Source organism: Citricoccus sp. NR2, from assembly GCF_027594385.1.
GTDB lineage: Bacteria > Actinomycetota > Actinomycetes > Actinomycetales > Micrococcaceae > CmP2.
The window spans coordinates 334757-349146 of the sequence record NZ_CP115154.1; the positions used below are offsets into that span (position 1 = coordinate 334757).

Sequence of the window (14390 nt, forward strand, 5' to 3'; positions counted from 1 at the left end):
ATGACACTTCAGACTCCGACCCCGCACCCGACCACGATGTTTGACACCGTGTTGGTGGCCAACCGCGGCGAGATCGCCTGCCGGGTGATCGCCACGCTGCACGCGATGGGAATCCGCGCCGTCGCCGTGTACTCGGACGCCGACGCCGACGCCGCCCATGTGCGCCTCGCCGATGAAACGGTGCGGCTGGGTCCGGCACCGGCCGCCGAGTCCTACCTGAACATCGAAGCGGTGCTCTCCGCCGCCCGCGTCACTGGTGCCCAGGCGATCCACCCCGGCTACGGGTTCCTCTCCGAGAACGCCGAGTTCGCCCGCGCTTGCGCCGAGGCCGGGGTGGTGTTCATCGGCCCGGAGGCACACGCGCTCGAGGTGATGGGCAGTAAGATCCGCTCCAAGAACCACGTCGCTGAAGCCGGTGTTCCCGTGGTGCGCGGCGTGTCCGAGCCCGGGCTGAGTGACGCCGAACTGATCGAGGCGCTCAGCAATTTCGGCACCGAGATCCGCTACCCGCTGCTCATCAAGCCCTCCGCCGGTGGTGGCGGCAAGGGTATGCACGTGGTCGAGCGCCCCGAGGACCTGCCCGACACTCTGCTCACCGCGCGTCGGGTGGCCCGCGCTGCCTTCGGGGACGATTCCCTGCTGATCGAGCAGCTCATCCGCTCCCCGCGCCACATTGAGGTGCAGGTGCTCGCCGACGCCCACGGTGCGGTGATCCACCTCGGTGAGCGCGAGTGTTCACTGCAACGCCGGCACCAGAAGGTGATCGAGGAGGCGCCGTCGCCCCTGCTCGACGCCGACACCCGCCGCCGCATCGGTGAAGCAGCGTGCAATACCGCGCGCTCCGTGGACTACCGCGGGGCCGGTACCGTCGAGTTCCTGATTTCCGATGAGGACCCCGGCACGTTCTACTTCATGGAGATGAACACCCGCCTGCAGGTGGAGCACCCGGTCACCGAGGAGGTCACCGGGGTTGACCTGGTGGAACAGCAGGTGCGCATTGCCGCTGGTCAGCCGCTGCGCCTCACCCAGGACGACGTCGTGTTGCGCGGGCATTCCGTGGAGGCCCGGGTCTACGCGGAGGTGCCCGAGGCGGGGTTCCTACCCAGCACCGGGGAGATCCTCGCCCTGCACGAACCTTCCGGGGCCGGAGTGCGCGTGGATTCCGGTCTGCGCGTCGGCTCGGTGATCGGCACCGATTACGACCCGATGCTCGCCAAGATCATCGCCACCGGGGAGGATCGCAGCCAGGCGCTGGCCCGGCTGCGGCGCGCCCTCGAGGAGACCGTGGTGCTCGGTGTGGAGACCAATATCTCCTACCTGCAGCAGTTGCTCGACGACGACGATGTCCGCGCCGGCCGACTCGACACCACCCTGATCGAGCGGCGGCTGCCGGCTCTGGTGTTCCCCCGCCCGGATGAGCACACCGCGCGCCTCGCGGTGGAGGCGGTAGTCACCGAGAACCAGGCGGGCGACGCCGTATCCCACAACTCCGCCTGGCGCACCGACGGCTGGCGCGCCACCGGATCTGTGCCCACCAACTACCTGGTCACCCATCGGGCACCCGAGGGCGAGCTCACCACCATCGCGGTGCCGCACCTCTCTGACCCGGCCACCAGCCCCGGTGACATCGCTCCCGGAGCCGTCACCACAGCCCGGCAGCGCACAGTCGTCGCCTCCCGAGCCCCGGAGGGCGCCGTCGTGTGGGTGTCCACCCCGGGCTTCACCGGCACCCTCACCGTGGCCGACCCGCACGCCCAGACTCTGGCCCGGCTGAGTCAGCGCGAGGCCGAACTCACCGAAGCCGCCCCCGAAATCACCGCGCCACTGCCCGGCACCGTCATCGAGGTTCACGCTGACCACGGCGCCGAGGTTGAGGCCGGGGCTGCGCTGGTGACCATCGAGGCGATGAAGATGGAGCACCGGCTCACCGCCCCGCTGCCCGGAACCGTCACCCTGAACGTGCGTGTGGGCGAGACGGTCAAGCTCGGCCAGGTCCTCGCCGTCGTCGCTGCCTCAGACCAACCAGACCACACAGAAGATCCCGAGAATGTCGAGGAGACAGCATCATGAGCCACCAGCTCAGCGACGAAGAACAGGCGCTCGTAGAAGCGGTGCGCGAATTCACCCAGGAGGTGGTCGCCCCGGTCTCGGCCCGGCATGACGCCGAGCACAGCTTCCCCTATGAGGTGATCTCCCAAATGGGCGAGATGGGGCTGTTCGGACTGCCCGTCCCGGAGGAGTACGGCGGTCAGGGCGGGGACTATTTCGCCCTCTGTCTGGCACTGGAGGAACTGGCGAAGGTCGACCAGTCCGTGGCGATCACCCTGGAAGCCGGCGTCTCCCTCGGCGCGATGCCCCTGCTGCGCTACGGCACCGAGGAGCAGAAGCAGCGCTGGTTGCCCGCCCTGGCCGCCGGTGAGCAGCTCGCCGGGTTCGGCCTCACCGAATCCGAGGCCGGCTCCGATGCCGGGGGCACCCGCACCACCGCCCGCCTCGAGGACGGCCACTGGGTGATCAACGGGACCAAGGAGTTCATCACCAATTCAGGCACCGACATCACCTCGCTGGTCACGGTCACCGCCGTCACCGGGGAGACCACGCGCGACGACGGCAGCGTCAAAAAAGAGATCTCCACCATCCTGGTCCCGGCCGATACCCCCGGATTCACCGCCGAACCCGCCTACAACAAGGTGGGCTGGAACGCCTCCGACACCCACCCGCTGACCTTCGACGACGTGCGTGTCCCGGAGGAGAACCTGCTCGGGGTGCGCGGCCGCGGCTATGCGAATTTCCTGGGCATCCTCGACGAGGGTCGCATCGCCATCGCAGCCCTGGCCACCGGGGCCGCGCAGGGATGTGTGGATGAGGCGGTCCGCTATGCCCGCGAGCGCCACACCTTCGGTAACCCCATCGCCTCCTACCAAGCGGTGTCCTTCAAGATCGCCCGCATGCAAGCCCGCGCCCACACCGCCCGGCTGGCTTACTACGACGCCGCCGCCCGCATGCGCGCCGGGCTGCCCTTCAAAACCGAAGCCGCCATCGCCAAGCTGGTCGCAGGAGAAGCCGCCATGGACAACGCCCGCGACGCCACCCAGGTGTTCGGCGGCTACGGTTTCATGAACGAATTCGTCGTCTCTCGCCACTACCGCGACTCGAAGATCCTGGAGATCGGCGAGGGCACCACCGAGGTGCAGCTGATGCTGATCGCCCGCAGTCTGGGGTTGGACTCATGAATCACGACGCCGCACAGCCGGTCATCCAGCAGCGCGGGCTCTACGTCAACGAGCTCCAGGTCGGCGCCCTCTACCGCCACGCCCCCGGGCGCACCCTGACGGAAGCCGACAACGTCTCGTTCACCACCATGACGATGAACACCCAGTCGTTGCACCTGGACGCGCACTGGGCCGCAGCGCAACCGTTCGGCCAGCCCTTGGTGAACTCGATGATGACCCTGGCCATCATCGTCGGCGCCTCCGTGGCGCAGCTGACCCAGGGCACCATCGTGGCGAATCTCGGATTCGAGGAGGTCCGCTTCCCGCACCCGCTCTACCACGGCGACACCCTGTACTCGGCCTCCGAGATCCTCGGCACCCGCGCCTCGTCGTCTCGGCCCGGCCAAGGGATCGTGCGTATCCGGCACACCGGGGAGAATCAGGACGGCGTGCTGGCGGCCGAGTGCATCCGCTCCGTGCTGATCTGGGAGTCCGAAGCCGCCCACCGTTCCGGGAGCCCCTCATGACTATCGCGTCCACTCCAGCACCGTTCACCCTCGGCCCCAGCATCCTGTTCTGCCCGGCCGACCGTCCCGAACGCTATGCCAAGGCCGCCGACCGCGCCGATGCGGTCATTGTGGACCTGGAGGACGCGGTCGCCCCCGCCGACAAGCCCGCCGCCCGCGGGCACCTGGTCCGCCACCTGGCTACCCTCCCCGAAGACGCCGCGCTGCTCGAGCGCACCATCGTCCGAGTCAACCCGGCTGGGGATGCGACGCGCGCTGAGCTCGACGCCGACCTGCAGGTGCTCGCCGGCACCGGGGTGCGCCACGTGATGCTGGCCAAAGCTGAATCCGCCGACGACGTCGACAAGGTCGTCCAGGCGCTGGGCCCGCGCGTCGGCGTCATCGCCCTGTGCGAGACCCCTGCCGGGATCACCCGCGCAGACCAGCTTGCCGCCCATCCCTCGGTCACCGCCCTGATGTGGGGGGCGGAGGATCTGGTCGCGGCCCTCGGCGGCAGCTCCTCACGCCACAGCACCGGCACCTACCGGGATGTCGCCCGCACCGCCCGGTCCCTGGTGCTGCTCGCCGCCGCCACCCACGGCACAGCCGCCATCGACTCCATCTACGCCGATCTCACCGACCTGGACGGGCTGAGCGCTGAAGCCGAGGACGCCGCGGCCAGCGGTTTCGCCGCCAAAGCCTGCATTCACCCCAGCCACGTCGCCCCCATCCGCGCCGCCTACACCCCCACCGACGCCGAACTCGAGCACGCCACTGCTCTGCTCGCCGAGGTGCCCCAGCACGCTGGGTCCTTCCGGTTCCGCGGCGCGATGGTGGACGCCCCTTTGATCCGCCACGCCGAGCGCGTCGTCCAGCGCGCCGAACGTACCGAAGGAGAGACCTCATGACCGCCCTGCACCTGATCGTGTTGGTGAAGTGGGCCCCGGACGCCCAGCAGGCCCGCCACCTCACCGACTCCCACCACATGGACCGCGGTGAGGGCATTCTCTCCGAGCTGGACGAATACCCCCTGGAGACCGCCCTGCAGCTGCGCGAAGCCCTCACGTCCCCTGACGCCGCCGACTCCGCGCCCACCGTGCGCATCACCGCGCTCACCATGGGGCCCGCCGGCGCCGCCGCGGCGGTGAAGAAAGCCCTGCAGATGGGCGCCGACGACGCCGTGCACCTCAGCGATTCTGCCCTGACCGGAGCCGACGTCGCTGCCACCTCGCTGGCCCTGCGCCACGTCGTCGAGACCCTGACGTCCACGACCGAGGAATCGATGCAACAGCTGGTGCTCACCGGCATGGCTTCCACCGACGGCGAGACCGCAGCGGTGCCCGCCCAGTTGGCCGAGCGCTTGGGCTGGGCACTCGTCACACGCACCACCGAGGTATCACTGGACCCTGCTTCCGCCACCCTCACCGCGGTTCGCCACACCGAGACCGAGACCCAGCGGGTCAGTGCTCCCCTGCCCGCCGTCGTCACCGTGACCGACCAGGCGAACACCCCGCGCTACCCCAGTTTCAAGGCGATCATGGCGGCGAAGAAGAAACCCTCCGAGACCTGGTCGCTCACCGACATCGGCCTCGACGCGGCCGAACTCACCAACCGCGTGCAGGTGCTTGAGGCCGCACCTCGTCCGCCGCGAGAAGCCGGGCGGATTCTCACCGATGAGGGCGACGGCGCCGCCGTCACCGAGCTGGTCGAGTTTCTCTCCGCCCGCCGACTGATCTGACCCGACTGATACCTCTCACCGAGCAGGAGCACCCGCGATGTCACCGAATTCTGCACCCACCGTCCTCGTCGTCCTGGATCGGATCGGCGCCCCGTTGCGCTCCACCGATCAACAACTACTCGCGCTGGTCCACACCGTGGCCGGATCCCCGGAATCGGTGCACGTCCTCGCTGCGACCGACACGGAGACCACCCGCAACGCCCTGGATGGCCTACACCTGGGATCCGTATTCTGCGCGGATACTGACAGCAACGCCGACGGCGCAGCGGTGCCGGCTGAGCAGCTCGCCGACCTGATCGAGCACGCAGCGCGCCAGACCGGGGCCACTGTGTTGCTCGCCTCCGATGCGGGCGAGGTCTCCGATGCGCTGGCCCGCGTTGCTGTGCGCCTGGAGGCCGGGCTGATCACGCACGCGGTCGGAGTGGACGCCGCCGAGGCCGGGATCAGCGTACAGAAGTCGGTGCTGGCCGGTGCCTACACCACCCGATGCGCCGCTGAGTCAACCGTGTGCATCACCGTGAAACCCAACGTCGTCCCCGTGCCCGAGACCGGGCTGCCTGCCGGAACCACCCCGAAACCACAGCCGGTGGAGGTACCGGTCTCCGGCCCACGGGTCACCGTGATCGAGCGGTCTCCGGTAGAGTCCACGGGACGCCCGGCCCTGACCGAAGCCGCCGCCGTGGTGGCCGGTGGCCGGGGGCTGAACGGGGACTTCAGCCTCGTCGAGCAACTGGCCGATGCCCTCGGCGCCGCGGTGGGCGCGTCCCGTGCCGCGGTTGATGCCGGCTGGACGGAACACGCCGCACAGGTGGGCCAGACGGGTGCCACTGTCTCGCCGCAGCTGTACGTGGCTCTGGGCATCTCGGGTGCACTGCAGCACCGGGCCGGAATGCAGACCGCCCAGACTATCGTCGCCATCAATAAGGACCCGGACGCCCCGATTTTCGAGATCGCCGACCTCGGCATCGTCGGCAACGTGACCTCCGTGGTGCCTGAACTGCTTAAAAGGAGCGAAATGACACGTGAGTGAACCGCTCACAGTAACAAGGCGCGCGGGTCTTCGAGGGCGCCGCCCAGGTCGGCGAGGAATTGGGAGATCGCGACACCGTCCACCACCCGGTGATCAGCCGAGACCGACAGGGTCGCGACATCGCGCACGGCCAGCTCGTCGTCGACCACCCAGGGGCGGCGCTTGATCTGGCCCATCGCCACGATCGCCGATTCGCCGGGATTGATAATCGGAGTGCCCGCATCCACCCCGAACACCCCCACATTGGTGATCGTGATGGTCCCGCCGCGCTGGCATTCAGGGGTGGCCTTGCCCGCCCGCGCGGTCTCGGAGAGCTCGGTGAGTTCTCGGGCCAGTTCGGTCACGGTCAGCGCGTGGGCGTTCTTGATGTTCGGCACAAGCAGCCCACGGTCGGTGTTCACGGCGATGCCAAGGTTCACGTGGCCGTGCACGGTAATGAATTCCTCGCCCCAGCTGGCGTTGATCTCCGGGGTGCGTCCGACCGCCCAGCACACCGCGCGCGAGAGCAGGGTCAGCGGTGAGACCTTCACGCCCTCGGGGAACACGCCCTGGGACTTCCACACCCGGATCAGCTCCACCGTGGCGGTGACGTCGACGTCAAGGAACTCGGTGACGTGCGGCGCCGTGAAAGCAGAGGCAACCATGGCATGGGCGGTGGCCTTGCGCACGCCCTTCACCGGGATCTGGCGGGTCTCGCCCAGCGGCGATGCTCCGACCGCTGTAGTTGCACCCTGACCGGCAGAGTCACGTGCGGAGCTGGCCTCCAGGTAGGCGAGCACGTCTTCGCGGGTGACGTTGCCGACCGGCCCGGTCGGAGGTACCAGCATCAGGTCCACTCCGTGGTCCTTGGCGAGTTTGCGCACCGGCGGCTTCGCCAGGGCGAGACCGGTAGCCGCAGGAGATTCCGGCGCTGCCTCCGCTGTCGTCTCAGTGACCGGAGCGGGTGCAGGTGGAGCATCGGCCCCGCGCTGAGCACGACGGCGAGCCCGGCGCGACGTCGAGGCCCGGGTGCCGTAGCCGACCAGAGTCGCGCCACTGGATTCAGACTCGGACTCGGGTCCGGGCTGCGCCTCCGAATCAGATGCCGTCTGCGCTGCTGACTCCGGCGCGGGTTCATCCGCCCCACCATCCGTGCGGAATTCGATGATGGGGGTGCCGACCGTGACCGTCTGCCCGGCCTCCACCAGTAGTTGCTGCACCCGCCCCGCCGTCGGGCTGGGCAGCTCCACCACCGATTTAGCGGTCTCGATCTCCACAATGATGTCGTTCACGCCGATCTCATCACCCGGATGCACGGTCCAGGCGAGAATGTCGGCTTCGGTGAGACCCTCTCCCACATCGGGGAGGCGGAATACGGTGGTGGTCATAGCGCGATGGGCTTCTTTCCGTCGTTGTTAGCTTCGGGCCGTTGTCAGCAGTCGAGAACCCGGTCGATGCCGTCGAGCATCCGGTCGGCGTCCGGAATGTAGTGGTGCTCCAACCGGGCCGGCGGATACGGTCCGTGCGGAGCACCCACGCGCAGCACCGGCGCGTGCAAGTGGTAGAACGCCTGCTCCTGGATCCGTGCGGCCAGCTCCCCGCCGAGCCCCAAGAACACGGGGGCCTCATGGGCGACGACGACGCGGCCGGTGCGCTGCACGGAATCGACCACCGGACCCAGATCCAGCGGCGAGACGCTGCGAAGGTCTACCACCTCCACCGAGGTGCCCTCTTCGGCTGCGGTCTCAGCGGCCTCCAGCGCAGTGTGCACCAGCGGTCCATAGGTGACCAGCGTGACGTCGGTGCCGGGCCGGGCGATCACTGCGCGGTCCCCCGTCGGAGCCGCGGCCGGGTCCAGATCCACCTCGCCCTTCATCCAGTACCGGCGCTTGGGCTCCAGGAAGATCACCGGGTCGTCGCGGGTGATCGCTTCCTGAATCCCCCAGTACGCGCTGTGCGCGTCCGAGGGGGCCATCACTCGCAGCCCGGCGTGCTGGGCGAACGCCGCCTCGGGTGATTCCGAGTGGTGCTCGGGCGAACCGATGCCCCCGCCGAACGGAATCCGGATCACCATCGGGATCCGCAGGTGCCCGCCCGTGCGGTAGTGCTGTTTGGCCACCTGGTTCACGATCTGGTCGTACGCGGTATAAGAGAACGCATCGAACTGCATCTCCACCACCGGCCGGAATCCGCGGGCGCACAACCCCACCGCGGTGCCGATGATGCCGGATTCGGCCAGCGGCGTGTTCATCACCCGCTGCCCGCCGAACTCCTCGTGCAGCCCGTCGGTAATGCGGAACACCCCGCCGAGCTCGGCCACGTCCTCACCGAGAATGAGCACCTTCTCGTTGTCGGCCATCGCCTGGCGCAGCCCCCGGTTGATCCCGGCGGCCAGCGTCAAGGTCGTGGCGGACACGCTCGCTTCAGCGGTCGTGTCCGCGGTGGCGGTGGTCATGCTCCCTCCTCCACGGTCTCACCGAAGCTATTCTCATAGGCGCGGAACTCGGCGCGCTCCTGCTCCACCAGCGCGTGCGAGTCGGCGTAGATGTGGTCGAAAAGGGCATCCAGTCCGGGGGTCTCCAGGCTCAGGCAGGCCTCGCGCACCCCGGCGCCCCACTGCTCGGCTTCGGCGTCGAGCACAGTAAAGAAATCCTCGTCCGCCGCGCCGATCTCCAGCAGGTGGCGGCGCACCCGCTCCAGCGGATCGGCCCGCTTCCAACGCTCGACCTCCTCGGCCGAGCGATAGCGGGTCGGATCATCAGCGGTGGTGTGCGCGCCCATCCGGTACGTGTAGGCCTCCACGAACAGCGGTCCGGCCCCGGAACGCACCCGGTCCAGCGCGAATCGGGACACCGCGTAGCTGGCGAGCAGATCGTTGCCGTCCACGCGGATGCCGGGAATGCCGTATCCCTCGCCGCGGCGGTAGATCGGCGACGGTGTTTGAACCTGCTTGGGCACCGAGATCGCCCACTGGTTGTTCTGGCAGAAGAACAGCACCGGCGCCTGGAACGAGGCGGCAAAAGTGAGCGCCTCGGCCACATCCCCCTCCGAGGTCGCACCATCACCAAAACACGTGACGACGGCGACGTCGGAGTCCACGTCCCCGGTACCCGCAGCCCCCTCCAATTTCACGCCCATCGCGTAGCCGGCGGCGTGCAACGTCTGGGCGCCGATCATGATCTCGTAGGCACTGAGGTTGTGTGCGTGCGGGTCCCAGCCGCCGTGGCTGACCCCGCGGAAGATCCGCAGCAGGTCCCGCGGGGCGAGCCCGCGCTGCAGGGCCACCCCGTGCTCGCGGTAGGAGGTGTAGGCGAAATCCTGGGAGCGCAGCCCCCGCCCGAGGCCCACCTGCGCGGCCTCCTGGCCGAGGCAGGGCGCCCACAAGGCCAGCTCGCCATGGCGCTGCAGGGCAGTGGCTTCCTGGTCGAACCGGCGCAGCAACACCAGGTCGCGGTACATCTCGCGCAACTCGGCGTGGCTGAGCGCGTCAGCGATTCGCCCGAACACCCCGCCGGTATGTCTGTGCCCCTGCTCGTCGAGCAGCTGGACGAACGTCGTGCCCTGGTCCGAGGTCCGCAGGTCGTCGCCGTCGTGGCCAATGATCGCCTCACGCAGCTCGTCGCTGATGCCGTCGTGTTGCTGTGCATGCAGAGTCATGTCGCCCCTCACCATAGTGGTGATATATCTCCGGTATGATGTGATCTACATTACATTTTTCGAACCGTCGAGACAAGACCCCTAGGATCGACACAGGCGCGCCGATGCGCCGGGCAACCACAGGGAGAACCAGTCATGACCACCTCAGGGATCGACCGCGCGGCCCCCGCCCGCCGTGGCGCCGAGCGCAACCTCAGCGCCACCGACCGGGTGTATTTGGCACTGAAGGAACAGATCCTCACGGTCCACCTCGCCCCCGATTCGGTGGTGCTGGAACAGGATCTGGCCGAGGAGTTCGGGGTGTCGAAGACCCCGGTGCGCGACGCGCTGCGGCTGCTCGCCCACGAAGGCTGGGTGACGATCATCCCCCGGCGCGGCTACCTGGTGCGCTCACTGCGCCTGGAGGATGTCACCGAATTGTTTGCGCTGCGGCAGATGATCGAGCCACCCCTGGCCGGCCAGGCCGCCGAGCGCGGCACCCCGGCACAGAAAGCTCAGCTCGCCGAACTGCTGGACCGGCAGAAAGAGGAAGCCGACCCCGAAATGGCGTTTCAAACGGCGGTCGCTTTCCATCTCAAGATCGCTGAAATGGCCCGCAACTCCCGCGCCGAGAAGGTGCTCCGCGATCTACTTGAGGAGCTGTACCGCATCCGCAACATGCTGCCCTGGCTCGACGCCGCCATCCAGCAGCCCGACGAGATCATCGGCCACGGCGGCATTCTGCAAGCGATTCTCGACGGCGACGCCGAACAGGCAGTGCACCGCATGGATCAGCACTCGCGGGAGTCCCTGGTGCAGAAGTTCCAGGGGCTGAGCTCCCTGCGGTGACCTTACCGCGCCGCGGCGACTCCGGGCGCCCGCCGCGTCTGGGTGATCACCCCGGAGGGAATGCCGCCGTCGAGCGCGGTGGTGACATTGCTCCACACCGTGTCGATGCGCCGCTGCACGTTCTCCCAGCCCACCCCGGCCATGTGCGGGGTGCAGATCACCCTGTCCAGCTCCAGCAGCTCGCTGTTCAGGTCCAGTGGCTCGGCGGCGTAGACGTCCAGCCCGGCACCGGCGATCCTTCCAGCCCGAAGCATCTGGATCAGTGCCTGCTCATCCACGGTCTCGCCACGGCCCACGTTCACCAGCAGGCCGCCGGGCTTCATCCGCGCCAGCTCGGCCCCACCCACCAGCTTCTCGGTGCCCTCGTTCAGCGGCAGGGCCACACACACGACGTCGGAGATCGACATCAGCTCATTCAGCCCGACCCGCTCGGCGGGGATCAGCTCGGACACAGTCAGCGGGATCTCGGCGCCGTCATAGAACACCACGTTCGCCCCGAAACCGTGGGCCACAATCTTCGCCACCCAGCGACCGATATTGCCGAACCCGACAATACCCACCGTCTTGCCGTAGAGCTCGGCGTAGGAGGTCTCGTCCAGGTCCTCGCGCCAGGCGCCCTCGCGCAATAGCTGCGTGCTGGCCGGGATACGCCGCAGCAGGCTCAGCATCAGGGTCACCGCGTGCTCGGCCACCGAGATCGAGTGGGTTTTCATCTGCGCCACCGGCACGCCCAGCTCGTTGAGCACCGACAGGGGCAACTGACCGTAGCCGGAGCTCAGATACTGGATGAACCGGACCCGCTCCGCCGCCCGGAACACCTCCTCGGGCACCTCGACCCCGGAGAGGATGACGTCGGCATCAGCAGCAGCCCGGCACAGTTCGGCGACCCCGTCCGGGTCGGTGGCCAGCGGCAGCACGGTCACCTCATACCCGTCTGGGGCGGCGGCCAGCATCCCGTCCACATAGTCCTGCAGCGGGTTGAGGTAGAGGACCTTGACACTCACGCGCGCACCTCCACCTGTGGCAGGGACGCGCGGATCGCCTCGGCCACCTCGGCGGTGCCGGCGGTGCCGCCCAGATCCGGGCCGCGCACACCGGCGGCCAGGGTGGCCTCCACCGCGCGCTGGATGCCCTCGGCGGCCCGCAGGCAGCGCTCGTCGTCGTGCCGTCCGCCCAGCCAATCCAGCATCATCGCCGCCGAGAGGATCATAGCGGTCGGATTGGCCACCCCCTGCCCCGCGATATCGGGCGCGCTGCCGTGCGAGGGCTGGAACACCCCGCGGTCCAGGCTGACGTCGGCCGAGGGCGCCACGCCCAGCCCGCCCACCAGCCCGGCGGCCACCTCGGAGACGATATCGCCGAAGATGTTCTCGGTGACGACGACGTCGTAGCGGCCCGGATCGAGCACCATATACATGGCACCGGCGTCGATGTAGTGTTTCGCGCTACCCAGATCCGGATGCTCCGCCGCCACCTCGTCAAACACCTTCTCCAACAGCACATTGCTGCGCAGGGCGTTGGACTTGTGCAGCAGGGTGACGTGACCGGGAGTGCCGCGACGACGCCGGGTGCGCGCCTGGTCGAAGGCGACCTCGATCAGCCGGCGAGCCCCGGCGCGGGTGATGGTCATCCGGTCGCTGGCTTCCTCGTCGCTGGGCTCGTGGTGGTCGGCCAGCCCGGCGAACATGCCCTCGGAGGTCTCGCGGATCACCAGCATGTCCACGTGGTCGGTCTTCAACGGGCCGTCGACGCCGTCGAAGAGCCGCACCGGGCGCAGGCTGGCGAACAGAGGGAAGTAGGCGCGCATCTCCACCTGGGCGCCGAGCTCGAGCCCTTCCGGCCCGCGCACCTCGGGCAGCCCCATGGCTCCGAAGAGCACCGCGTCGTGGGCGCCGATCTCGTCCATATCCGCCTCGGTCACCTTGCGCCCGGTGCGCCGGTACAGCTCGGCGGAGAAATCGTAGTCGGTGTAGTTCAGGGTGAATCCGTAGCGCCGCTGGCACTCCTCGAGCACCGCGCGCGCGGCCTCCACCACCTCGGGCCCGATCCCGTCTCCGGGGATCGCCGCAATCGCATAGTCACGCATCGTCGCTCCTTCGTCAGTCACCGCATGATTCCCAGAGCATGGGAAGCATGTTCTTTCCAGTGGGAAGACTGTAGAGGGAATGAGATCCAGATCACCAGCGAATCGGCGCAGCTTCCCACCCCGTGGCAAACCTGGATCAGTGATAGACCCCGCGCAGCGTGACCAGCACCAGGTACTCCTCGGCAATCCAGCAGACCTGCCGTCCCCCCGGAATCCGCGCCCGGGTCAGAATCCGCGCCCGCTCTAGCTCCGCGAGGGCCCGCTGGGCCGCCGTCGTCGAGATCCCGTGGTGCTCGCGCACCGATTCCACCGTCACCACCGGATCGGCCGGCAGACGCCGCAGCATCTCCAGCAGCACCGAATCGGCCCGCGGCGCCACCGGCGAGCGCCCGTCCTCCGCCCGCGAGGCCAGCAAGCGCTCGATAAGCGTTCCCCGCAGTTCCTCCACCGCAGCGTCGAGCTCGAGCGCCACCCGCGCACTGTGTTCCAGAGCCGCGCAGAAACTCTCCAACCAGTCCTCCATGCCCTCCGGGCCGCGGCGGAACCGGTGCATGCCGCGCTCGAAATCCGCCAGAGGGCGGGCGAATCCGGTGCTCACCGGAAGCAGGGTCCAGCGCAGCACCCCGGTGCGGCGCAGCAGCGCGTGCAACACGACTCTCGCGGTGCGGCCGTTGCCCGATTCAAACGGGTGCAGCGAGTCCAACTGGGCGTAGCTGATCGCGCATCGCACTAACCCACTGCCCTCAGTGCCCGACATGTAACGGGCCACCTCATCCATCAGTCCGGGCAGCCGGTCGGCGGGGGCCGGTGCCACCGCCACGCCGTCGCCGACCTGCCCGGAGCGCACCAACCAGCTGGGCTCGTGGCGCAGCCCGGGCGCCCCCGGTTCAATCCGGTCGTGCAGCGACACCAGATCGGACACCTCGATCCGACGACTCGGATCCCCCAGCGACTCGGCCGCGTCTCGGGTTGCCTGCATCACCCGGATCGAGGTCAGCACCTCTGCGTTGATGCCGGCGGCGCTGCGGGAGAACACTTCCGCCACCATCACGTTCTGCGGTCGCACCCAGACCCCATCCACCCAGGTGGACCAGCCGCCCTCACCAGCGGCCACGAGCCCCTCCAGCTCCCTCCCCCGGTCCCCGATACGCTCATCGGCGCGCGCCACGGCGACGGCGGTACGCTCCAGCCGGTCGCGCGTCCGGTCGGAGAACGACGATGTGCCGTGCATTCAACCACCTCGTTCCCCGTGCGTTCACCTCGAAAACCCCTCAAAAACACTTTAGCCGCCCCAGCCGGGTTTTACTTCGCGTCCGGGGTGCGCCAGCCCCCGGCACCCGGCCTACACTCGGGC

At 68.6% G+C, this 14390-nt stretch carries 13 protein-coding genes; 7 read left to right on the forward strand and 6 right to left on the reverse strand.

Annotated features, from left to right (window positions below; all coding sequences use genetic code 11):
* Genes O1A05_RS01585 through O1A05_RS01610 form a run of 6 tightly spaced genes read left to right on the forward strand, consistent with a single transcriptional unit; the run spans position 1 to position 6486 of the window.
* Positions 1-2070, forward strand: a complete 2070-nt coding sequence (locus tag O1A05_RS01585) for an acetyl/propionyl/methylcrotonyl-CoA carboxylase subunit alpha (protein WP_270106354.1) — start codon at positions 1-3, stop codon at positions 2068-2070.
* Entirely contained in the window at positions 2067-3233 is a 1167-nt protein-coding gene (locus tag O1A05_RS01590) for an acyl-CoA dehydrogenase family protein (RefSeq protein WP_270106355.1), read from the forward strand. Before O1A05_RS01585 ends, O1A05_RS01590 begins: the two co-directional genes overlap by 4 nt.
* Complete coding sequence (locus O1A05_RS01595; RefSeq protein WP_270106356.1) at positions 3230-3739, forward strand: MaoC family dehydratase; 510 nt, start codon at positions 3230-3232, stop codon at positions 3737-3739. Before O1A05_RS01590 ends, O1A05_RS01595 begins: the two co-directional genes overlap by 4 nt.
* Positions 3736-4626, forward strand: a complete 891-nt coding sequence (locus O1A05_RS01600) for an HpcH/HpaI aldolase/citrate lyase family protein (RefSeq protein WP_270106357.1) — start codon at positions 3736-3738, stop codon at positions 4624-4626. The genes O1A05_RS01595 and O1A05_RS01600 overlap by 4 nt, the downstream gene beginning before the upstream one ends.
* 5 nt (positions 4627-4631) lie before the next feature.
* The gene (locus O1A05_RS01605; RefSeq protein WP_270107474.1) at positions 4632-5456 is read left to right on the forward strand and encodes an electron transfer flavoprotein subunit beta/FixA family protein; all 825 of its coding nucleotides are present in this window, start codon (positions 4632-4634) and stop codon (positions 5454-5456) included.
* Positions 5457-5493: 37 nt separating this feature from the next.
* A complete protein-coding gene (locus O1A05_RS01610; RefSeq protein WP_270106358.1) occupies positions 5494-6486 on the forward strand; it encodes an electron transfer flavoprotein subunit alpha/FixB family protein in 993 nt (330 codons plus the stop codon).
* Positions 6487-6491: 5 nt separating this feature from the next.
* On the opposite strand, the gene O1A05_RS01615 is transcribed toward O1A05_RS01610, so the two are convergent.
* From O1A05_RS01615 to O1A05_RS01625, 3 genes are read right to left on the reverse strand one after another with little or no spacing between them, the layout of a single operon-like run.
* The gene (locus tag O1A05_RS01615; protein ID WP_270106359.1) at positions 6492-7853 is read right to left on the reverse strand and encodes a dihydrolipoamide acetyltransferase family protein; all 1362 of its coding nucleotides are present in this window, start codon (positions 7851-7853) and stop codon (positions 6492-6494) included.
* A gap of 44 nt (positions 7854-7897) precedes the next feature.
* Positions 7898-8920 carry an alpha-ketoacid dehydrogenase subunit beta gene (locus tag O1A05_RS01620; protein ID WP_270106360.1) on the reverse strand — a complete coding sequence of 341 codons (1023 nt, stop codon included), beginning with the start codon at positions 8918-8920 and terminating at the stop codon, positions 7898-7900.
* Positions 8917-10122 (reverse strand): thiamine pyrophosphate-dependent dehydrogenase E1 component subunit alpha, encoded by a 1206-nt coding sequence (locus O1A05_RS01625; RefSeq protein ID WP_270106361.1) that lies wholly within the window; start codon positions 10120-10122, stop codon positions 8917-8919. Before O1A05_RS01625 ends, O1A05_RS01620 begins: the two co-directional genes overlap by 4 nt.
* Positions 10123-10257: 135 nt before the next feature.
* Between O1A05_RS01625 and O1A05_RS01630 the strand changes: the two genes are divergently transcribed.
* Positions 10258-10950 (forward strand): GntR family transcriptional regulator, encoded by a 693-nt coding sequence (locus O1A05_RS01630; protein ID WP_270106362.1) that lies wholly within the window; start codon positions 10258-10260, stop codon positions 10948-10950.
* Positions 10951-10952: 2 nt separating this feature from the next.
* Here O1A05_RS01630 and O1A05_RS01635 read toward each other — a convergent pair whose 3' ends face one another.
* From O1A05_RS01635 to O1A05_RS01645, 3 genes are all read right to left on the reverse strand, one after another.
* The gene (locus O1A05_RS01635) at positions 10953-11954 is read right to left on the reverse strand and encodes an NAD(P)-dependent oxidoreductase (protein ID WP_270106363.1); all 1002 of its coding nucleotides are present in this window, start codon (positions 11952-11954) and stop codon (positions 10953-10955) included.
* Positions 11951-13036, reverse strand: coding sequence for an isocitrate/isopropylmalate dehydrogenase family protein (locus tag O1A05_RS01640; protein WP_270106364.1), 1086 nt, complete (start codon positions 13034-13036; stop codon positions 11951-11953). The genes O1A05_RS01635 and O1A05_RS01640 overlap by 4 nt, the downstream gene beginning before the upstream one ends.
* 136 nt (positions 13037-13172) lie before the next feature.
* Entirely contained in the window at positions 13173-14267 is a 1095-nt protein-coding gene (locus O1A05_RS01645; RefSeq protein WP_270106365.1) for a Fic family protein, read from the reverse strand.
* Positions 14268-14390 lie beyond the last annotated feature (123 nt).